This is a genomic window from Paenarthrobacter sp. UW852 (genome assembly GCF_024608385.1).
In the GTDB taxonomy this organism is placed as follows: Bacteria; Actinomycetota; Actinomycetes; order Actinomycetales; family Micrococcaceae; genus Arthrobacter.
The window spans coordinates 386,279-405,731 of the sequence record NZ_JAMSGY010000001.1; the positions used below are offsets into that span (position 1 = coordinate 386,279).

Sequence of the window (19,453 nt, forward strand, 5' to 3'; positions counted from 1 at the left end):
CTGAAGCGGTGGAAATTGAGGACGACAGCCGCGCAACAACCTACACAACGCTGGCCGCGGGACCTGATGTCCGCCACGAACTGGAAATCCGCCGATCCCGGTTCATTACCGTGCTGCGTCGTTCGCCTGACGAGGAGACCGCCCGTTCGCTCGTGTCGGACTTACGGCGGGAATTCCATGACGCCCGCCACCATTGCTCTGCGTTCGTCATCGGGCCGGACCGCATGGTCCAACGTTCCAGTGATGATGGTGAGCCCTCGGGAACGGCCGGCATTCCCATGCTCGAAGCCCTCATCAAACGCGAAACAGCACCGCAGGTGACCGACCTGAGCGACGTAAGTGTCGTCGTCGTGCGCTATTTCGGTGGGATCCTGCTGGGTGCGGGAGGGCTGGTGCGTGCCTATTCGGAGTCCGTCTCGTCAGCCTTGGAGTCCGCTCCCCTGGTGAACCGCCGACGGTTGCGGCTCTGTGCAGTGGAAGTCCCGCACGCAGAAGCGGGTCGCCTCGAAAATGAACTCCGGGGCGCCGGGTACGTCATGGCCGAAACCGGTTACGAGGCCAGGCACACCATCCTCCGGCTGGCCCTCGCGGACAACCCCGCAGAGATAGCCAAGGCCCAGGGCAGGTTGGCGTCCCTGACGGCAGGGTCCGTCGAGTTGCGGCCCGAAGGAACTGAATGGATCGACATGCCCGTGTGATAAACCCGCTCCCGCCCCGATCCGACGAACGCAAAAGGACCCCTGCCCGGAGGCAGGGGTCCTTTTTGGCTATTCAGCACATCCCGTGAGGGAGGCGGAATTAGTTGCCGGTGAGCTTCTCGCGCAGAGCGGCGAGTGCTTCGTCGGACGCCAGGGTGCCGGCGTTGGACTCAGCAGCGGCCGGCTCCGAGGAGTAGCTGGTGGTGCCGGAGTCGCTCTCGCCGGACGTTGCAGCTGCAGCGTCGTCGGCAGCGTGCTGGGCAACCTGCTTCTTGTGGGCTTCCCAGCGGGTCTGGGCGTCAGCGTACTGCTGCTCCCAGGCTGCACGCTGGTTCTCGTAGCCTTCGAGCCATTCGTTCGACTCGGGGTCGAAGCCCTCGGGGTACTTGTAGTTGCCCTCTTCGTCGTACTCAGCGGCCATGCCGTACAGAGCGGGATCGAACTCGGTGCTGTCAGCGTCCACACCCTCGTTGGCCTGCTTGAGGGAGAGGGAGATGCGGCGACGCTCGAGGTCGATGTCGATGACCTTGACGAACAGTTCGTCGCCAACGGAGACAACCTGCTCGGCCAGCTCCACGTGGCGGACAGCCAGTTCGGAGATGTGCACGAGGCCTTCGATGCCGTCTTCGACGCGAACGAACGCACCGAACGGAACCAGCTTGGTGACCTTACCCGGAACAACCTGGCCGAGGGCGTGGGTGCGGGCGAAGGTCTGCCACGGATCTTCCTGCGTAGCCTTGAGCGACAGGGAGACACGCTCGCGGTCCAGATCCACTTCGAGGACCTCGACGGTGACTTCCTGGCCAACCTCGACAACCTCGGACGGGTGGTCGATGTGCTTCCAGGACAGCTCGGAAACGTGAACGAGGCCGTCTACGCCGCCAAGGTCCACGAATGCACCGAAGTTGACGATGGAGGAAACAACGCCGGGACGAACCTGGCCCTTTTCCAGCTTGTTGAGGAACGTGGAGCGAACCTCGGACTGGGTCTGCTCGAGCCATGCACGGCGGGAGAGGACAACGTTGTTGCGGTTCTTGTCCAGTTCGATGATCTTGGCTTCGATCTGCTGACCGATGTACGGAGCCAGGTCGCGGACACGACGCATTTCGACGAGGGATGCGGGCAGGAAGCCGCGCAGGCCGATGTCCAGGATGAGGCCACCCTTGACAACCTCGATGACGGTACCGGTAACGACACCGTCTTCTTCCTTGACCTTCTCGATGTCGCCCCAGGCACGCTCGTACTGAGCACGCTTCTTGGAGAGGATCAGACGGCCTTCTTTGTCTTCCTTGGTGAGGACCAAAGCTTCGACCTGATCGCCAACAGCGACAACGTCGCCGGGATCAACATCGTGCTTGATGGAAAGCTCGCGGGAAGGGATGACACCTTCGGTCTTGTAACCGATGTCGAGCAGAACTTCGTCGCGGTCGACCTTGACGACGGTACCTTCGACGAGGTCACCGTCGTTGAAGTACTTGATGGTGGCGTCGACAGCTGCGAGGAAGTCCTCAGCGGTACCGATGTCGTTAATGGCGACTACGGGGGTACCGGGCTTCTCGGTGGAGGTGATGGTCATGTAGTAGGGGCTCCGTTGTGGATAGTTAGTCGGTCAGGCGAACCGCTGCCGCCCGGGTCCGGACGGCAGAACACGGCAAATTACCGGGTCATCCTGATTTGTGGATTAATACAAAATGGATGCATGCACGTAGTACACGCCCGTTTATTCTAGTCGCATTGGCAAAGCATGGTCAAAAGGAGTCCTACGGGGTGAGCACGTCGCTGAGCCGCCCGAACCCGATGCCCCTGTCCAGCAGCCTCGGCAGGACAAGCGCATAGCCTTCCGCCGTGCCCCCGGCCGGCCGGTTGAAGTGTGAAATGACGATGTCACCGGCGGCTACCCGACCCACCTCGGCGGCGACGGTTGCCGCCGGATAGGTGGCTCCGCCGTCGCCGTTTACGGAGAAGTTGACGGGCACCAGGCCCACCCGGTGCGTCATGGCAGCAGCCACGTCGTCGTAGTAGGCAGTCCCTGGGCGGAAGAAGCGTGGCCTTGTCCCGGTCAGTTCGTGCACCACTTCCTGGTTGCCCATGAGCTCGTCGTAAGCCGCCGAAGCGGTAGCGGTTCCGGCGATTCCGTATGCCGACTTACCATTCACGGACAAGGGAAGGTGCGCAGTTCCGTGGTTGGCCAGCTCGAACAGCGGGTCGGCGGCCAGCTCCGCAGACAGCCCCTGGTTGGCACGGATCCAGCGGCTGTTCAAGAAGAGGGTGGCGGGGATGTTGAGCCGGCGCAGCGTTTCCAGCAGCTTCTGGTCGCATGCTGCCCCTCCCGGCCCGCCGCAAGCATCAAAGGTGAGGGCTACTTGCCGGGACTGCGAGTTGTTCACCACCCCGGTCACGTGGAGGCCCCATTCCTTGGGGCGGCGTTCGGCGAACTCCGCCAGGATCTGCTGCTTGTCCGGCACCGCCGGGGCCAGGGCAGCAGCGGCCTGCTCACGGGACCTGGCAGCGATGGACGGCGGCGGAGTAGCGGGGCCTGTTGCCGGGCCTGACGCCGGAAGCGTCGCCTCTCCCGTTGCGTCGGCATCCGTGCCGGAAGCGTTTGCTGTCTCCGAGCATGCTGCCAGGGCCGCTGACGCGAAGCCCGCTATTCCGAGCAGCACTGATCGACGGCGGACCAACGGCCGCCGCGTGGAATCCCCCATGGATGTCCCCGTCTTGTTGTGGCTATCTGATGATGTTTGGTTCGGGCTAAGGCTTAGAAGTGGGTCATGCAGTGTGCGGACCGCTCAACTGCGAAGAGCTGCTGGGCTTGGAGCGCAGCGCCTGGACGCTTCTCCTTGATGCGTCCCGCGGCGGCCAACGTCACCGGCGACACGGCGCCCAAATAGATCGACGCGAGGTCCGCCACGTCCAGCCTGAGGTCGGGCGTTTCGCCCGCAGCGTCCCGCACGACGGCGGTGCTGCCGCCGTCGGACTCCACGACCCAGGCACCATCCGCCATTCCCAACGGATCTGCTACTTCCATGACCAGCCTCCCCGCTGACGCGTAGTGGCGGGCCTGCAGGGCTGCCGGAGTATCCAGGATCCGGAGCCACAGCATGTCGCGGATTTCCGAAGCATCGATGCACCTCGGATCTTCAAGGGCCCACGCCAGGGGGTCATCCACGGGAGCCTCGGCCCATGTGATCTCGTCAATGAGGTCGATGCTGCCCAGGAATCGCCAGAGATCAAGATACCCGGCGTTGGTCGCCGCCACCAGGTCAACGATTTCCATGGTGTACGGCTTGTGCTCCCACCCTTTGAAGCGGTAGGAAACGTAGCCGTCCAACGCTCCGGAAAGATCATAGTGCAGGGCGCAGCGAACGCTGGTGTCGGGCTTGCCGTCGGGGCCAATGGAGCCGGACGCGATCAGCCGGTAATACTCCTGCCGGTCCACTGAACCCGGCGATAGCCGGTGGACGCGCTCAAATACCTTCGGCGCCACGTCCAGGAGCACCGCAGGATCGGCGACCTCGACGGTGCCCTCCGATTCGCCCTTCAGGCGGAAGCGTGGCCCGGTATCAACTTTGATGCTCCGTTCGAACGTAGCCACCCCGAAGCCAAAGCGGCCATAAATGGAGCCTTCGGACGCCGTAAGGGCAGCCATGGCCAAGCCATCGTCCTTGGCAGACTCCAGGTCGGCCGTGATCATTCCGCGAAGGATTCCGTTCCTGCGGTGGGTGCCACGGACCGTCACTGACGTAACCAAATTGGTTTCCAGCTGGCGTCCGAAGCCGATGTTCAGGGACTTGCGCATCGTGGCGTATGTCGCCACGGGCACGTCGGCACCCAAGGAATGGTCCGGCACGGTCCCGTTGACGTAAACGCCGGTCAGCTGTCGCTGGTCAGTCTCGTAAGCAGCGAGCGTCTTGGCCAGGAATTCGTCATCGCGCCGTTGCTGGTGGAAGCCATGTGAGACTGCCTGCACCCACGTGGCGCATCGGCCGTAATCGGCATCTTCCGGGTTTCCTACGGCAGGAAATCGCCGGGCGGAGTATTTTTCAAGGTTTGGTTCATTGGGATCAGCCACGCTCCCGAGCCTAACCAGACGCCGGAGGGCGCGCCACCATCTCGGCGGCGCGCCCTCCGGCGATCCATTGAATGCCTGCCCGGGTTAGTGTCCGGCCTCGTACCAGCTTGAACCCACGCCGATCTGCACATCCAGCGGGACTGAAAGGTCAGCTGCCGAGCCCATCTGTTCGATGACCAGTTTCTCCACTGCCTCGCGCTCCCCTGGTGCCACCTCGAGAACCAGTTCGTCGTGGACCTGTAGCAGCAGGCGGGATTTCAGGCCCTGGGTGGCCAGCTCCGCGGAAACGCCCAACATGGCGCGCTTGATAAGGTCCGCCGCCGAGCCCTGGATGGGTGAGTTCAATGCGATGCGTTCTGCAGCCTCGCGGGCCTGCCGGTTGGTGCTGGTCAGGTCCGGCAGGTAGCGCCGGCGGCCTTCGATGGTGGCCGTGTAGCCATCCGTGCGGGCCTGGTCCACGACGCCGCGCAGGTAGTCGCGAACTCCACCGAAACGGTCGAAGTAATCCTTCATAAGGGTGCGCGCCTCATCGACGGAGATCTCCAACTGCTTTGAAAGGCCAAAGGACGTCAGGCCATACGCCAGGCCGTACGACATCGCCTTGACCTTGGAGCGCATGGCACTGGTGACCTCAGCCGGCTCAACGTTGAAGATCCGTGAGCCCACGAAGCGGTGCAGGTCCTCGCCGTCGCGGTAAGCCTGGATCAAGGCTTCGTCGCCGGACAAATGCGCCATGATGCGCATCTCGATCTGTGAGTAGTCCGCGGACAGCAAGCACTCGTAGCCCTCGCTGACGACAAAGATGCCCCGAACACGCCGTCCTTCCTCGCTGCGGACGGGGATGTTCTGCAGGTTGGGGTTGTTGGAGGAGATACGGCCGGTTGCTGCGATGTTCTGCGCATACGTGGTGTGGATGCGGCCATCGTCGGCAACGGACTTCTTGAGGGTCTCCACCATCTGGGCCAGCTTGGAGGACTCCCGGTGCGCCATGAGCTGGACCAGGAACTCGTGTCCGGTCTTCTCCAGCAGCCCCTTCAAAGACGCAGCATCCGTGGTGTAGCCGGACTTGATCTTCTTGGTCTTGGGGAGCCCAAGTTCGTCAAAGAGGACGGTCTGGAGCTGCTTCGGCGATCCGAGGTTTACCTCGTGGCCGATCGCAGCGAACGCCTGTTCCTGGGCATTGCCGATCACCTTGGTGAGGTCGGCAAGTTGCTCATCCATTCGGTCCGTGGAGACGTAGATACCCGTCAGCTCCATCTGCGCCAGGACGCGCGCGACGGGAAGTTCAAGCGTCGTCAGCAGGGCATCGGCCTTGATGTCGGCAAGTTCGGTTTCGAAGTGCTTGCTGAGTGCGTGCACGACGGCGGCATGCTGGACGAGCGCTGTTGCGGCAACTTCGTCGGTTTCCCCGGAAAGGTCCAGCTCCAGCTGGCCGGAGGGGGCTGCAGCCGCCGCGAGCGAAATTTTCAAGTGCACCTGGGCGAGCTCGGCGAGGTCGTAGCTGCGACGGTCGGGCTGGATCAGGTAACCGGAAATTGAGGTGTCATCCACCACGCCCTCAAGTCCAAGGCCCCGGTTGTGCAAGGCCTTGAGCGCCGATTTGAACTCGTGCAGCACTTTGGCTTCTTCGGGGTCCCGAAGCCAGCGAAGCAGCACGGACTCTGCCGCGGCATCCAGGTCCGCGAGTTCAATGTACGCAGCACCGTTGTTGCGGACTACTGCCAGGGCACTCGCGTCGTCGCCGATGCGCCCGGGAACCAATTGCACCGCGAGGGCTGAGCGCATGCCGGCCCCTGCGCCGAAGAACGCCTCCAGCGACTCAGCGTCCGTGATCCTGGAAAACTCCGGAGCGTCGATGGTGTCCGGTGCGGCACCGGCCGTGTCGTCGCCGTAAAGGTCGAAGAGCCGGGTGCGGAGTGTCCTGAATTCGAGCTCTTCAAAGAGCTCCTCAATGGCTTGGCGGTCAGGGCGTGGTTCGTGCAGGTCCGCCAGTGTGAGGGGCAGGTCAAGATCGGACAGCAGTTGGTTCAGCCTGCGGTTGCGCTTGACGTTCTCCAGGTTCTCCTTGAGGGCACCGCCGACCTTGCCGCCGATGGAATCGAGGTTTTCCAGGATGCCTTCAAGGCCGCCGTAAAGGTTGATCCATTTGGCAGCGGTCTTGGGGCCAACGCCCGGTACACCAGGGAGGTTGTCCGCCGATTCGCCGACCAGCGCGGCGAGGTCCGAGTAGAGGCTCGGTTTGACGAAGTACTTCTCTTCGATGGCAGCAGCGTCCATCTTGGGGATGTTGCTGACGCCCTGCTTCGGGTAGAGCACAAAAACGTTGTCGTTGATGAGCTGGAAGGCGTCCCTGTCACCGGAGACAAGGAGGACCTCGAAGCCCGCCGCGTCGCCCTGTGCTGCCAGCGTAGCCAGGACATCGTCCGCTTCATATCCGGGCATGGCAATGGTCCGGATCCCCCATGCCTCCATGACCTTGGCAATGAGTCCGATCTGGCCCGCGAACTCCGCGGGGGTGGCGTTGCGTCCGCCCTTGTATTCGCTGTACTCGGCCTTGCGGAACGTGGTGTCGTCGGAAACGTCGAAAGCCACGGCAACGTGGGTGGGCTTCTGATCCTTGATCAGGTTGATCAGCATGGACGTGAAGCCGTGCACTGCGTTGGTGTATTGCCCCCGTGCCGTGGAGAAATTCTCGGCGGGAAGGGCATAGAACGCCCTGAACGCCATGGAGTGGCCATCGAGGACCAGCAACCTTGGCCGGCCCTCCCCCGTGCTGTTGGCGGAAGGTGCGGGTGCTGTAGCGACGGCAGCAGCCTGGGCCGTTGGAACCTGGTCCGGTTTGGTTGTTTCACTCACAGGTGCCAGCCTAGTTGGCATGAAGGACAATTTCACGCCGAACCCGTTTGTCGACGAGCTGAATGAGGCAGGTGTGCCTGAAGAGTTCCATGATTGGCTGTCGGCCCACGGAGTTGGCGCCCTGGTGGTGAAACTCGGCATCCGTTTCACCGAAATGGGAGCCGAACGCATCGTGGCGACTATGCCCGTTGAGGGCAATACCCAGGTGGCCGGGATCCTCCATGGCGGGGCCCACGTGGTCCTCGCCGAGACACTGGGATCCTTCGCCGCATCACTGCATGCCGGAAGGGGCAGGCATGCAGTCGGCATCGAAGTGGGCGCCACCCATCACCGCTCGGTTGCTGCCGGCCTGGTGACGGGAACCTGCACGGCCATCCATCTGGGAGGAACCCTTGCCACACACGAGATCGTCATCACCGACGACAAGGGCCGCCGCCTCTCAACGGCCCGGATCACCAACATGATCCGGGACAACCGGCACTAGCCAGTGGTGACGGACTGCGGCATCCGGTAATGCAGTTCCGCAGCGGCGCCCCCAAGGATGCGGGACGAGACCAACTCAAGGGGCGCCGTCGGGCCTTTCAACGGCAGGAGCCGCTTGCCGGCGCCCAGCACCACCGGAATGATGGTGACGATCATTTCGTGGAGGAGTCCCGCGTCGGCAAATTGGGCCACCAAATCTCCGCCACCGACCAACCAGACGTTCCTATCGCCAGCGGCCTTGAGAAGGTCAGGGGCGAAGCTGCGAACGTCACCACGGACGAAGGTAATATCCGATCCCGCCGGCGCAACGTAGTCCTGGTGGGTGAAGACCCAGCATGGCGTTTCCGGATACGGCCAGTTGTCCGGCTCGTGCTCGATCAGCCATCGGTAGGTGTCGCCGCCCATGGCGATACAGCCCACTCCCGCCATGAAGGACCCGATGCTCTCGTTCACGCCGTCCACCTGGTCGAACTGCAGGAGCCAGGCCAGGTCGTCATCAGGTGAGGCGATGAAGCCGTCAACGGTTGCCGCTACGTAGTACTGGAAAAGTGACATGGCCCCAGACTAGCCAGCGGACGGACAGGTGAGTACCTGGACCTGCCCCTAAGGTGCGGCCGTGGTGGACGGTTCAGGCGACGTGGAGGGAGTAATGGAGACGTCCGGCGGCTGTGTTGCGGGAATGGTCCCGGGGGACGGCGACGGACCTCGGGCACCCGTGGACAGGCCGGAGTCCTCGTAGAAGAACGTGACAGTTCCTGCGACCTCCATCGTGTCGGTGATCGAGATCCTGACCGAGTCCCGACCCTGTGCCGGGGGCATCCGGAGGTAGACCGTTCCATAGTCGTGCCGGTCACCAACAAAGTCGACATCCGCAGGTACGCCGTCGAACAGGACCTCGCTTACATGCACGTAGTACCCGTCCAGGCGGACAATGGTGCCGCCCGTGCTGGGACCCGTTGCGCGGGTTGTGCCGGGAAGCGGGTTGAGCTCCTCGTCCACCACGGTCAACCCGACCAGCTGCCTGGGGCAGGCCTCTCCTTGCCCGGGCTGTACGTTGAAGGCCGCCTGCGGATTACTACGGTGCTGGGCAAGCAATGATGCAGCGGTAATCGCAACCCTGAATTCCAGGCACTTGCTTTGTGGAATCTGCGGAGTTGCGCCCACGGCTTTGGATGCCCGTTGCCAGTCCTGCTGGCTTCCGCTTTGCACAGCCCGGCAGACAGCCGCTCCCGCCTGCCACACAGCAGCGTCCTCAGCGCCTTCGAGGCTTTGGGCCAAGGCGTCACATTGGAATTGTTGAAGCAGGAGATATCGCTGTCCCGACACTGGGTCGTTGGGCCCAATGGGTCCGGCAGGCAACCACTGCACAACTTGCGCGTCCGCCTGCGGCCCGCCGGAGGTGGCCGGCGCGTCGGCCGGTTCCGGCGCACTGGAACTGGCCGGCGCTCCCGAGACTGCCGGATCGGTAGCTTCGCGGGGCTGGGCGGTAGTTGGAGCGGCGATGGTTGGCTGCATTTGCTGCGATTGCTGCGAGGTGTCCTGGCTGGCTGCGCTGGAGCCTTGGTCAGGCCGGAGTCCTTCCGTGGATGGGGGAAGGCAGGCAGAGAGTCCCAGCATCAGGATCGGCGCCAAGGCCAGCCCGATGATTTGGTTCCGGGATTGGCATTTCATGACAGCCCCACATCTGCCGGATCACGATCACGCAGTCACGTGCACAACTACACTGCTGATTATTCTCCCGATGGGGTGTGACTGCCAGAGCGGCCGCTATTTACCGAAGTAGGGGACGATCAGGTAGATGCCGAACAGGACGGCTACCCCGCACACGCCGAAGCAGACGTAAGCCAGCGAGCGGATCAATGCGGGTGACTTCTGCTGGGCGTCACCGGCGATGGCCGTCAGGCGTACCCCCAGTGAATACAGGACAACCAAGGTAACGGCAGCCACAAGGGTGACACCTGCAACCTGCAGCAATTCCAACCATTTCATCGCTGCACGTCTCCGCTCGGGGTGGTCTTTCGGTTTTTCTTCTTTTTCCTGAACTGCACTGCGTGGCCGGCCTCGTCGACTTCCACGGCGTTATGGTGGCCGACATGGGACCTACGTGAAACCACGAACATGAACACCACAGCGGACGTTCCAACCACTGCTGCGATGACAACGCCAACGACGCCGGTGCCCACCAGGAGCGCCGTCAGGGCACCGACGATCGCCGAGGCCGGGAGGGTGAACAGCCAACCTAAAGCAATCTTGCCTGCGGTTCCCCATCGGACCGAAGTGCCTTTACGGCCCAGGCCGGAACCGATGACCGAACCCGACGCAACCTGCGTGGTGGAGAGCGCGAAGCCCAAGTGCGATGACGCGAGGATGGCCGAGGCCGTGCTTGTTTCAGCGGAGAATCCCTGCGCGGGCTTAACCTCGGTCAGACCGGAGCCCATGGTCCGGATGATGCGCCAGCCGCCGGCATAGGTGCCGATCGCAATCGCCAGGGCGCAGGCGGTGATGACCCAGAATTGGGGGCCGCTGCCGGGGGCCTGGGTGCCTCCAGCGATCAGGACCAGGGTGATGATACCCATGGTCTTTTGGGCGTCGTTCGTACCGTGGGCGAGGGCCACCAGGCTGGACGTGAAGATCTGGCCCGTGCGGAACCCACCGCGTTTCTGGGTGAGTTTGTCGCCGGTCTCGGGATCGTGCCGCGACGTAAGCGCGTAGGCCAGGCGGGTACAGATGTAAGCCACGAACCCCGCGATCAGGGGTGCGATGACTGCGGGCAGAATGACCTTCTGCAGGACAGTTTCAAAGTTGATGGAGTGGAAGCCAATGCCAACCACTGCAGCGCCGATCAGGCCGCCGAAAAGGGCGTGCGAGGAACTTGAAGGCAGACCCTTGAGCCAGGTGATCATGTTCCACAGAACTGCGCCCATGAGTCCCGCGAAGATAATATCCGGCGTGATGTGGATGCCGTCCGTACCTTCCCGGATCAGGCCTCCGGAAATGGTCTTGGCCACTTCGGTGGAGAGGAACGCGCCCACAAGGTTGAGCACAGCCGCCAGGGCAACAGCCGTTTTGGGCTTGATCGCCCCCGTAGCGATGGGTGTAGCCATCGCATTGGCTGTGTCGTGAAACCCGTTGGTGAAGTCAAAAAATAGGGCCAACGCTATTACCAGCGCGACCATGAAGGTGATATCCACCTGTTGCCCAATCTGCAGAGTCGACGTTCAGCAGTTCCACTTCCCCGTACCTGCCATCCACAGCATAGTTCAGCATCTGTTCAACTGACTCGACTTGCGGGATTCATTCTGGCGGGCTTGAAACCTTAAGAATCCTACGTGGCGGGGCCCTGAGCGGACAAACGTACCCGGGGCAGGCATCAACCCAAATATGCCCGGACGGCCGCCAAATCCTTACGCGTCAGCCCCTTCCGTGGATCCGGGGAGACGCACAGCACACGGTCCTGCTGGTACTCGGCCCAGGAACGTGCCTCGGGCTCGGCACTGAGTTGGTCATCCAGCCAGATCATCCGATCACTACCGGCCGACGCCAGATCCTTCTGGAGGGCCACCAGCTTCCACCATTCGGGGCCCTCGTCCCAGCCCTGGCTGGAGAGTACCGGCCAGTCCTCACCCCTCAGTCCAATGGCGGGGCAGAGGAACTCGGGCGCCAACCGTTCCCAGGTGGTGAGCCAGACGAAGCGGGCAGCCGGGTGGCCGGAGAGGTCATTAAGCTCGGCCACGGCCTCCGGCGCGAAAGCAACTTCGAGGATGCCCGCATCGGCGAAGGTCCATTCGTTACCCCAGTCAGTGGTTCCTACGGGACTGAAGGGGTTCACCACGCCGTCGACATCCAGGTAGATCGACACCGGAGCTGTCCGCCTGTGGGTGGATTCCATGTCCACTCCCCCTTCCCCAACGGTTCAGCATCAGCCTACGGGATGGCGCAATCGCCGGTTGGGGGTTGGGCAGAATCAAACTCTTGACGTTCGTCATGCAAGTGATATTCTCAAGGCATGGAAAAGCCCCCCGCCCATTCCCCGCAGAGTGTCCGCCACATCGAAGAAGGTGTCCGCACCGATTTCCGCCATGCGATGTCTTACGGCGGATATCTGGACCTTGACCAATTGCTCAGTTCCCAGCACCCGCTCAGCGAGCCGGAACATCATGACGAACTGCTGTTCATCATCCAGCACCAGACCAGCGAGCTATGGCTCAAGCTTGTCCTGCACGAACTCCTGGAAGCCCGGAGGTTGTTCGACGCCGACAACCTGGGAAAAGCGCTCAAGTGCATCGCCCGCGTGAAAGCCATCCAGCGCACCATGACCGAACAATGGTCCGTCCTGGGCACCCTGACGCCTCGCGAGTACTCCCAGTTCCGCGGCTTCCTGGGGAGTTCCTCGGGTTTCCAGTCCTTCCAATACCGCGGCGTCGAATTCCTGCTGGGAAACAAGAACCGGGGAATGCTGCGCGTGTTCGAAAGCGAGCCCGAGGCCCACGCACTGCTCGGCAGGTTGTTGGAGGAGCCAACTCTCTACGATGCGTTCCTAGGCGTCCTTTCCCGTGCCGGCTACGACATTCCTGCCGACATCCTGGAGCGGGACACCAGCGAACCCTGGACCTTCCGCCAAGACCTCGTTCCCATCTTCCAGAAGATCTACGAGTCCGATGACACACAGTGGGGACTCTACGAAGCGTGCGAAGACCTGGTGGACATCGAGGACAACTTCCAGGCATGGCGGTTCCGGCACCTCAGGACCGTCCAGCGCACCATCGGGTTCAAGGTAGGAACCGGCGGATCGTCCGGAGTGGACTTCCTCAAGCGCGCCCTGGACCTGACCTTCTTCCCCGAGCTCTATGCCGTCCGGACCGAGATCGGCAACTAAGCAAGACTGCCCGCCTACACCACAGGAGGAACCATGACCACCGCACAGCAAACCCACCGGCCAACGTCGGCCGAACTGGATGCCGCCGATCCCCTCGCCGCCCAGGGTGAAGCCTTTTACGCGCCCGACGCCGATCAGCTCACCTCATATTTGGACGGCAACTCACTAGGACGCCCCCTGAAGGCCACCGCCGCACATCTGGCGTCCTTCGTCCACGACGCCTGGGGCAGCCGCCTCATCCGGGGCTGGGATGAACAATGGATGGACGAACCCACAAACGTTGGCGACCGCATCGGTGAAGTGACTCTTGGCGCGGCGCCGGGACAGACCACAGTTGGCGATTCTACGTCGGTAATGCTTTACAAGATGATCCGCGCCGCGGTGGATTCCCAGCCCGGACGCGACGAGATCATCATTGACCGCGACAACTTCCCCACCGACCGGTTCATTATTGAGGGAATCGCCAAGGAACGCGGCGCAACCATCAAGTGGATCGCTGCCAACCCCGCCAGTGGTGTCCGCGCGGACGACCTGGACGGACTGCTTGGCGAGCGGACCGCCGTCGTGGTCCTCAGCCATGTGGCGTATCGCTCGGGGTTCCTTGCGGACGCGAAGGGAATCACCGCCAAGGTCCACGAGGCCGGTGGGCTGATGCTCTGGGACCTGTGCCACTCAGTCGGTTCCGTGCCATTGGAACTGGACGCGTGGGGAGTCGACCTCGCGGTGGGCTGCACGTACAAGTACCTCAACGGTGGACCCGGCTCACCGGCCTTTGCCTATGTGAATGCCTCGCAGCAGGACCGTTTGCAGCAGCCCATTTGGGGATGGATGGGCGCCGCGAACCCCTTCGGCATGACGGATTCCTACGAGCCTGCGCAGGGAATCCGGCGGTTCATCACGGGAACACCGCCGGTGCTGGCCATGCAGCCCCTCAAGGACATGGTGGAACTGATCGCTTCGGTAGGCATGGAGGCCGTCCGGGATAAGTCGATCAAGATCACCGAGTATGCGATCGCTTTGGCAGAGGAACACCTGGTGCCTCTCGGCGCCGAAATCGTGAGTCCCCGGGACCCTGCCGAGCGTGGCTCGCACATTACCGTGGACCACCCGCTCTTCGCTGATGTCACTGCCGCCCTCTGGGAAAAGGGGGTCATTCCCGATTTCCGCCCGCCGCACGGGCTGCGCATTGGCCTCTCGCCGTTGAGCACCAGCTACGCCGAGGTTGAGCTGGGAGTGACCGCCATCCGGGACGCCCTCGCCGAACTGCTGTGAGCCTGAAGTGAGCGCTGTACTGGACGATATGGACTCCCGCCCCGGGAGTACCACTTCATTGCTGCGGACCGTCATTGGCCTGTACTTGAGGGATGCCGGGGGTTGGATGTCGGCGAAGGACATCGTTGCCCTGATGGAGTCTCTCGGCACGTCCGGCACAGTCACCCGGACCGCCTTGGGCCGGTTGCGCAAGAAGGATGTGGTCCTGCAGGAAAACCGTGACGGACTCCCCGGCTATACGCTCACCGACGGCGCCTCCACGATGCTGGCCCGTGGCGACCGCCGGATCTACAACCCCCGCAGCATGGGCGACGCCGATCCGTGGTGCCTGATCTCGTTTTCCATTCCGGAGACCGAACGCGAAAAGCGCCACCAGCTGCGGCGCAGGCTCCATTGGATCGGCTGCGGGACAGTGGCCGCGGGTTTGTGGATCTGCCCTGACTCCCTGCGGGGGGAGGTGGAGGAAATCCTGGCCGACCTGGACCTGCGGGACATGGCAACCGTCTTCGTGACCGAAACCCCGTTGGTAGGTGGCAGCCTCCGGGATGCCGCGTCGAACTGGTGGGACCTGGAGGCAGTGGCCGGCCTTCACAAGGACTTCATCAGGCAGCATGGTGCCGCGGTTTCAGGCCACGCCGTTGACGTCTCAGCGCAGGCCTTCGCCACCTATGTCCAGTGCATCGACCGATGGCGGATCATCCCGTACCTCGACCCCGGGTTGCCGGCAGCATTCCTGCCAGCCGACTGGCCCGGGGCCGAGGGTGCTGAATTGTTCAAACGGATTGTTGCCGCCTATGCCGAACCCAGTGCCGAATTCGTTCGACGCTGCCTGGCGGGCACGGCCGCAGCTACGGTTTCCTGACGGCGTTTCCCCGCCAGTACGGCTCCCCCAGGTCTTCGATGGGAGTCTTGGCGGTTTCCCGCGAGAAATAGGCGGAGACGCCGGCGATGGCCATGCACAGCACCGCGAACCCGGCGACAGGAAGCCACCCGTCGTGGCCCTTGCCCAGCAGCAGTCCTGCGATAAGGGGAGCAAAGCCAGCCACCACCAATCCCAACTGGTTCCCCAAAGCCATGCCCGAATACCGGACCGGTGCGGCGAAGAGTTCGGCGAAGTAGGCGGGCCAGATTCCGTTGAAGCAGGAATAGAGCAGCGTCATGTTGATGAACGCGGCGGCGAAGACCAGGAAGATGTTTCCGGTGGACAACGCCATGAAGTAGGCAAAGATCGTCGCTGAGCACCCTATTGCCGCTGTCAGGAGCAACGGCCTGCGACCCCAATTGTCGGACAGTTTCGCCGTCAGGGGCATCACGAACATGGACAAGCCAATGGCCACCGCGTTGACAGTGAGGATGGATGCCTTGTCGAAGCCTGCCGCGCCGGTGGCGTAGGACAAACCGAAGACTGTGAAGATCGTCTGCATGACGGACATGATGGACATGCCAACCACCCTCGCCACATCAGCCGACTGGAAACGAAGGACTTCCCGCAGCGGCATCGGGGCCACGGCGTGCCGATCCTTGGCGTCCTCAAACACCGGAGTCTCATCCAGGTGCGTCCGCACCCAGTAAGCGATGCCCAACACCACAATGGACAACCAGAAGGGGATGCGCCAACCCCAGCTCAGCAACGCCTCGGTGGGCAGTGCGGACACCGGGATAAAGACGAGTGTCGCGAGCACCATGCCGGAGGCATAACCGGTCATGACGAAGCTGGTAAAGAAGCCGCGGCGGCCCTCGGGTGAGTGTTCCAGGGTCAGTGTGGACGCACCTGCCGATTCCGCCCCTGCAGAGAACCCCTGCGCCAGGCGGCCAATGACCAGGAGGACCGGTGCCCAGAAGCCAATCTGGCTGTAGCTTGGCAGGAACCCGATGCCGAGGGACGACAGACCCATGACGCCCAGGGTGATGAGCAGGATTTTCTTTCGGCCCAGCTTGTCGCCGAAGTGGCCCATGACCAGCCCACCCACCGGCCGGGCCACATAGGCCACGCCGAAGGTGGCGAAGGCCCCGATCAGGCCCACCGCAGGATTATCGGAGGGAAAGAAGAGCGGCCCGAAAACCAGCGCGGCGGCTGAGCCATAAATGAAGAAGTCGTAGTACTCGAGGGTGCTTCCGAGGAACGAGGCCAAAGCCGCTTTTCCGGGGGTCTTGCGCAGCGTCGTTTGCTGGGCAGTTGTAGTCATGGCTGTTCTCCTTCGAACGGCGTCCAAGTGGTGCTAGAGGTGGAAATCGACGGCGATGATGTGCTCGCTGTTGGGAAACGAGTACTTCTTGAGTGGCTCGTGGAGGGGATGGGTGTTGTAGGCATCGATGTCCTCGGCAGAGGCAAAATCGGCAACGATCGCGTAGTCGAAGGAGCGTTCGTGCTGGAAGACATCAGCGCCGTGGGTCAGTTGCAGGAGGCCCGGAATCTTGCCGTCCATCGCATCCAGGCCTGCCACCCAGGCGGCTTTGTCCGCTGCGGGAAAGTCAGGCTTGAACTTGAACAACACTGCGTGGCGGATCATGCTCCCACCCCTGTCGGGACGCTTGCTCCCGCATACTCGGCCGGTTGGCCGGCAATGGTCCGGCCCGCAAGGTATCCCATGGTCATGATGGGGCCAAGGGTGGCTCCCGCCCCCGGGTAGCCTGCGGCGTAGGCATTCTCCGTGGTGTTACCGGCGGCAAAAAGGCCTGGGATGGTGTTGCCGTCCACGTCCAGGACGCGGGCCCGGCCGTCCGTCGCTACGCCTCCGTTGCTTCCGAACGCACCGTTGACCACCTCCATTGCGTAGAACGGTCCGGTCAACAGCGGGCCCAGTGACGGATTGGGCCACGGGCAGTCGTCATCGCCCCAGTACTTGTCGTAGGCGCTTTCACCCCGGCCGAAGTCCGGGTCCTCACCTTTAACGGCATATTCGTTGAAGCGGCTGACCGTTGCGTTGAGTTCGTCGGCAGGGACACCGATCCTTTCGGCCAGCTCTTCCAGCGTGGATGCTTCGATCAGGTAGTCCGGCGTCGGTTGGCCGGCCCGGTGAGCCAGGACGCCGTAGCGCTCCAGGTAGCCGTGGTCGAAGACCACATGTGCCGGGGTGTTCAGGGTCTGGTTGTTCGGCGAATCCCAGGACTGCAGGCAGCGTGCGAGGTCGTTGTAATTCTGGGACTCGTTGGCGAATCGGCGTCCGTGCCGGTTGACCATGAGCGAGCCAGGTCCTTGCCGTTCGAACCTCAGCAAGGTGCCAATGGGCGCTCCATCGCGGGTGTCTCCCGTGATGGACATCGGCGCCCACCAGGCTTCACGGGTTCCGCGGGTCTGTGCCCCGATCCGCTGTGCCATCTTTAGTCCGTCGCCAGTGTTGGAGGGTGGTGAGCACATGATGTAAAGGCGGGAGGCCAGCAACGAATCGGCCAGCGCCTTGTCCCACTCGAAGCCACCGGTAGCGAGGACGACGCCGTCGTTGGCGTGGATAGTTTCACCCGACTCGAGTTCGACGCCCACTACCCTGCCGCCGTCGAGCAGGAGTCGTTGACCGCGGGCGCCAACCACCAGTGCCGCGCCGTCCCGGACCAGGCTCGCAAGCAGCATGGCAACCAGGGCCTGGCCCTTGGCCACAAGTCCTTGGTCCTGCCGCTGGTTCAGTTCCTTCCACGGAAACTTGGTGAAGGCACCCCAGTTCTCATACTCCTGCATAGTGAACGGCGCCCTGCCGTCGGACCGGACATGGTGTGCAAGTTCGCCAAGTGCCTCGCGGATGTTGAACAGTTCGGGTTCAACGGTCCGCCCGCCTTCAACGGAACCGGGAAGGTCCTGGCGGTAGTCCGGGAAATTATCCAGGAAGATGAAACGGACCCCGCATTCGTCCTCGGTAAAACGGAGCATGGTGTCCCCGTAGTCGAGGGCAGCATCAAGGAGCTCTTCGCGGCTACGTCCGCGGGCCACAGCGCGGATGTATTGCGCCGCGGCTTCTTTGGAGTCGCTCAGACCGGCTTCGCGGGCGTGGTGGTTGTCGGCCACCCACAGCATGCCTCCCGATACCGCTGAGGTACCGCCCAGCAGCTCGGTCTTTTCGAGGACGACGACGGATTTGCCCGCCTTTGCGGCGGTGGCCGCTGCCGTCAGGGCGCCTGCGCCCGAGCCGACCACGACGACGTCGTAGGTATCGGTTTGTGTGCCGTTCAGGAATTTCACGGTGGAGCCTTTCGGGAATGAAATGGGGTTGCAGTTGCCAGGCGGGTCAGACCGCGGTGTAGCCGCCGTCGATCACCAGTTCGGATCCCGTGGTGAACCGGGACTCATCGGAAGCGAGGTACAGCACGCCGTAGGCAATTTCGTCCGGTTCGCCCTGCCTGGGCAGCGGGTTGCTGCCTACCAACTGCCGGTAATAGGCCTCTGCCCCGATCTCTGACTGTTCCGCCGACCGGCGGCTCATCCTGGTGTTCATGGATCCCGGGTGGATGGAGTTCACCCGTACACCGTGGGCGCCGTAGGTGGCGGCATCGGACTTGCTGAGGAGCCGGACAGCGCCCTTGGTTGCGTGGTAGAGCGGCACGTTGCGTCCGCCGGTCAGTCCGTGGATGGAGGAAAAGTTGATGATGCTTCCGGACTGCTTGGCGATCATGCCTGGAACCACGTACTTGGTCATGAGCCAAACCCCTTTGACGTTGACGTCAAAGATGGCGTTGAAGTCTTCCATGGACGCGGTGTGGCTTGCTCCGGCGACGCCGATGATACCGGCTGCGTTGACCAGGATGTCCGGAGCGCCGAGCTCTTCGCTGAGTTTTCCGATCGTCCTTGCGACGCTGGACTCATCGGTGACATCCACGTCGTATTCGGTGATACCGGGATGGTTGCCCCCGGCCGGCGTCCCGGCCCGGTCCAACGAGGCTACGGACGCCCCGTGGTCAGCCAACAACCGGGCGGTTGCGCTTCCCAGGTCTCCCCTGCCGCCGGTAACCACAGCCACTTTCCCGGCCACGCGTTGGGACGGCTTTCCGTGTACTGCTGACTCCATGACCAAAACTCCTCCTGCCGCGGCATTGCGGCGTTCAAACATCACTACGGCGCAGGGCAGCACGGAAGAGGGCCCGGGGGCCGTTGATGTACTTGGGCTGAATGCCTTGAAGGTCAATGTCCTCGTGTATGGCGCCGGCCGGTGGTCCGGTCCGCAGTGCCCTGCTGTGCGCTCCACTCTGCCAGCGGGCCTGTGAGTGGGG

The 19,453-nt window shown here is 62.9% G+C and carries 19 protein-coding genes; 6 read left to right on the forward strand and 13 right to left on the reverse strand.

All coding sequences use genetic code 11. The features are described 5' to 3' along the window. Positions 1-8 precede the first annotated feature (8 nt). Entirely contained in the window at positions 9-698 is a 690-nt protein-coding gene (locus tag NEK97_RS01805; protein ID WP_257368159.1) for a YigZ family protein, read from the forward strand. Positions 699-798: 100 nt separating this feature from the next. On the opposite strand, the gene rpsA is transcribed toward NEK97_RS01805, so the two are convergent. From rpsA to polA, 4 genes are all read right to left on the reverse strand, one after another. Beyond that, complete coding sequence (gene rpsA / locus NEK97_RS01810) at positions 799-2,274, reverse strand: 30S ribosomal protein S1 (RefSeq protein WP_090821282.1); 1,476 nt, start codon at positions 2,272-2,274, stop codon at positions 799-801. Positions 2,275-2,458: 184 nt separating this feature from the next. Further along, positions 2,459-3,403: a polysaccharide deacetylase family protein gene (locus NEK97_RS01815; RefSeq protein WP_257368160.1), complete on the reverse strand. Its 945-nt coding sequence runs from the start codon at positions 3,401-3,403 to the stop codon at positions 2,459-2,461. A gap of 53 nt (positions 3,404-3,456) precedes the next feature. Next, positions 3,457-4,770 carry a GNAT family N-acetyltransferase gene (locus tag NEK97_RS01820; protein WP_257368161.1) on the reverse strand — a complete coding sequence of 438 codons (1,314 nt, stop codon included), beginning with the start codon at positions 4,768-4,770 and terminating at the stop codon, positions 3,457-3,459. Positions 4,771-4,854: 84 nt separating this feature from the next. Then, entirely contained in the window at positions 4,855-7,626 is a 2,772-nt protein-coding gene (gene polA, locus NEK97_RS01825; RefSeq protein ID WP_374111498.1) for a DNA polymerase I, read from the reverse strand. Between the two features lie 19 nt (positions 7,627-7,645). Here polA and NEK97_RS01830 point away from each other — a divergent pair, with 19 nt between their 5' ends. Next, positions 7,646-8,110, forward strand: a complete 465-nt coding sequence (locus NEK97_RS01830) for a hotdog fold thioesterase (protein ID WP_211712601.1) — start codon at positions 7,646-7,648, stop codon at positions 8,108-8,110. On the opposite strand, the gene NEK97_RS01835 is transcribed toward NEK97_RS01830, so the two are convergent. The 5 genes from NEK97_RS01835 to NEK97_RS01855 all read right to left on the reverse strand — a co-directional run bounded on the left by NEK97_RS01835 (position 8,107) and on the right by NEK97_RS01855 (position 11,998). Continuing rightward, the gene (locus tag NEK97_RS01835) at positions 8,107-8,664 is read right to left on the reverse strand and encodes a dihydrofolate reductase family protein (RefSeq protein ID WP_257368162.1); all 558 of its coding nucleotides are present in this window, start codon (positions 8,662-8,664) and stop codon (positions 8,107-8,109) included. The genes NEK97_RS01830 and NEK97_RS01835 overlap by 4 nt on opposite strands. Positions 8,665-8,712: 48 nt before the next feature. Next, positions 8,713-9,780 (reverse strand): hypothetical protein, encoded by a 1,068-nt coding sequence (locus NEK97_RS01840; RefSeq protein WP_257368163.1) that lies wholly within the window; start codon positions 9,778-9,780, stop codon positions 8,713-8,715. Positions 9,781-9,876: 96 nt separating this feature from the next. Beyond that, on the reverse strand, positions 9,877-10,098 hold the full coding sequence (locus tag NEK97_RS01845) for a hypothetical protein (RefSeq protein ID WP_257368164.1): 222 nt from the start codon (positions 10,096-10,098) through the stop codon (positions 9,877-9,879). Further along, positions 10,095-11,300: an inorganic phosphate transporter gene (locus NEK97_RS01850; protein ID WP_235521703.1), complete on the reverse strand. Its 1,206-nt coding sequence runs from the start codon at positions 11,298-11,300 to the stop codon at positions 10,095-10,097. The genes NEK97_RS01845 and NEK97_RS01850 overlap by 4 nt, the downstream gene beginning before the upstream one ends. A 179-nt stretch (positions 11,301-11,479) precedes the next feature. Beyond that, positions 11,480-11,998, reverse strand: coding sequence for an HAD domain-containing protein (locus NEK97_RS01855; protein ID WP_257368165.1), 519 nt, complete (start codon positions 11,996-11,998; stop codon positions 11,480-11,482). A gap of 117 nt (positions 11,999-12,115) precedes the next feature. Between NEK97_RS01855 and kynA the strand changes: the two genes are divergently transcribed. From kynA to NEK97_RS01870, 3 genes are read left to right on the forward strand one after another with little or no spacing between them, the layout of a single operon-like run. Further along, a complete protein-coding gene (kynA, locus tag NEK97_RS01860) occupies positions 12,116-12,985 on the forward strand; it encodes a tryptophan 2,3-dioxygenase (protein ID WP_257368166.1) in 870 nt (289 codons plus the stop codon). Positions 12,986-13,018: 33 nt separating this feature from the next. Continuing rightward, on the forward strand, positions 13,019-14,257 hold the full coding sequence (locus tag NEK97_RS01865) for a kynureninase (RefSeq protein ID WP_257368167.1): 1,239 nt from the start codon (positions 13,019-13,021) through the stop codon (positions 14,255-14,257). 7 nt (positions 14,258-14,264) lie between these two features. Further along, positions 14,265-15,119 (forward strand): PaaX family transcriptional regulator C-terminal domain-containing protein, encoded by an 855-nt coding sequence (locus NEK97_RS01870; RefSeq protein WP_257368168.1) that lies wholly within the window; start codon positions 14,265-14,267, stop codon positions 15,117-15,119. Here the strand turns inward: NEK97_RS01870 and NEK97_RS01875 are convergent. The 4 genes from NEK97_RS01875 to NEK97_RS01890 are packed head-to-tail and all read right to left on the reverse strand — an operon-like array spanning position 15,106 to position 19,251. Beyond that, positions 15,106-16,443 (reverse strand): MFS transporter, encoded by a 1,338-nt coding sequence (locus NEK97_RS01875; protein WP_257368169.1) that lies wholly within the window; start codon positions 16,441-16,443, stop codon positions 15,106-15,108. The genes NEK97_RS01870 and NEK97_RS01875 overlap by 14 nt on opposite strands. A gap of 33 nt (positions 16,444-16,476) precedes the next feature. Next, on the reverse strand, positions 16,477-16,767 hold the full coding sequence (locus NEK97_RS01880) for a Dabb family protein (RefSeq protein ID WP_257368170.1): 291 nt from the start codon (positions 16,765-16,767) through the stop codon (positions 16,477-16,479). Continuing rightward, positions 16,764-18,428 (reverse strand): FAD-dependent oxidoreductase, encoded by a 1,665-nt coding sequence (locus NEK97_RS01885; RefSeq protein ID WP_257368171.1) that lies wholly within the window; start codon positions 18,426-18,428, stop codon positions 16,764-16,766. The genes NEK97_RS01880 and NEK97_RS01885 overlap by 4 nt, the downstream gene beginning before the upstream one ends. A 46-nt stretch (positions 18,429-18,474) precedes the next feature. Further along, positions 18,475-19,251 carry an SDR family NAD(P)-dependent oxidoreductase gene (locus tag NEK97_RS01890; RefSeq protein ID WP_257368172.1) on the reverse strand — a complete coding sequence of 259 codons (777 nt, stop codon included), beginning with the start codon at positions 19,249-19,251 and terminating at the stop codon, positions 18,475-18,477. On the opposite strand from NEK97_RS01890, the gene NEK97_RS01895 reads away from it, so the two are divergent. Beyond that, positions 19,250-19,447 carry a hypothetical protein gene (locus NEK97_RS01895; RefSeq protein WP_257368173.1) on the forward strand — a complete coding sequence of 66 codons (198 nt, stop codon included), beginning with the start codon at positions 19,250-19,252 and terminating at the stop codon, positions 19,445-19,447. The two genes, NEK97_RS01890 and NEK97_RS01895, sit on opposite strands and share 2 nt — an antisense overlap. Positions 19,448-19,453 lie beyond the last annotated feature (6 nt).

Bases quoted from the DNA above. Each gene is read 5' to 3' on its own strand.
- NEK97_RS01855 (WP_257368165.1), bottom strand. From the start codon at position 11,998: ATGGAATCCACCCACAGGCGGACAGCTCCGGTGTCGATCTACCTGGAT.
- NEK97_RS01830 (WP_211712601.1), top strand. From the start codon at position 7,646: ATGAAGGACAATTTCACGCCGAACCCGTTTGTCGACGAGCTGAATGAG.
- rpsA (WP_090821282.1), bottom strand. From the start codon at position 2,274: ATGACCATCACCTCCACCGAGAAGCCCGGTACCCCCGTAGTCGCCATT.
- NEK97_RS01865 (WP_257368167.1), top strand. From the start codon at position 13,019: ATGACCACCGCACAGCAAACCCACCGGCCAACGTCGGCCGAACTGGAT.
- NEK97_RS01840 (WP_257368163.1), bottom strand. From the start codon at position 9,780: ATGAAATGCCAATCCCGGAACCAAATCATCGGGCTGGCCTTGGCGCCG.
- NEK97_RS01815 (WP_257368160.1), bottom strand. From the start codon at position 3,403: ATGGGGGATTCCACGCGGCGGCCGTTGGTCCGCCGTCGATCAGTGCTG.
- NEK97_RS01835 (WP_257368162.1), bottom strand. From the start codon at position 8,664: ATGTCACTTTTCCAGTACTACGTAGCGGCAACCGTTGACGGCTTCATC.
- NEK97_RS01880 (WP_257368170.1), bottom strand. From the start codon at position 16,767: ATGATCCGCCACGCAGTGTTGTTCAAGTTCAAGCCTGACTTTCCCGCA.
- kynA (WP_257368166.1), top strand. From the start codon at position 12,116: ATGGAAAAGCCCCCCGCCCATTCCCCGCAGAGTGTCCGCCACATCGAA.
- NEK97_RS01890 (WP_257368172.1), bottom strand. From the start codon at position 19,251: ATGGAGTCAGCAGTACACGGAAAGCCGTCCCAACGCGTGGCCGGGAAA.
- NEK97_RS01845 (WP_257368164.1), bottom strand. From the start codon at position 10,098: ATGAAATGGTTGGAATTGCTGCAGGTTGCAGGTGTCACCCTTGTGGCT.
- NEK97_RS01875 (WP_257368169.1), bottom strand. From the start codon at position 16,443: ATGACTACAACTGCCCAGCAAACGACGCTGCGCAAGACCCCCGGAAAA.
- NEK97_RS01895 (WP_257368173.1), top strand. From the start codon at position 19,250: ATGACCAAAACTCCTCCTGCCGCGGCATTGCGGCGTTCAAACATCACT.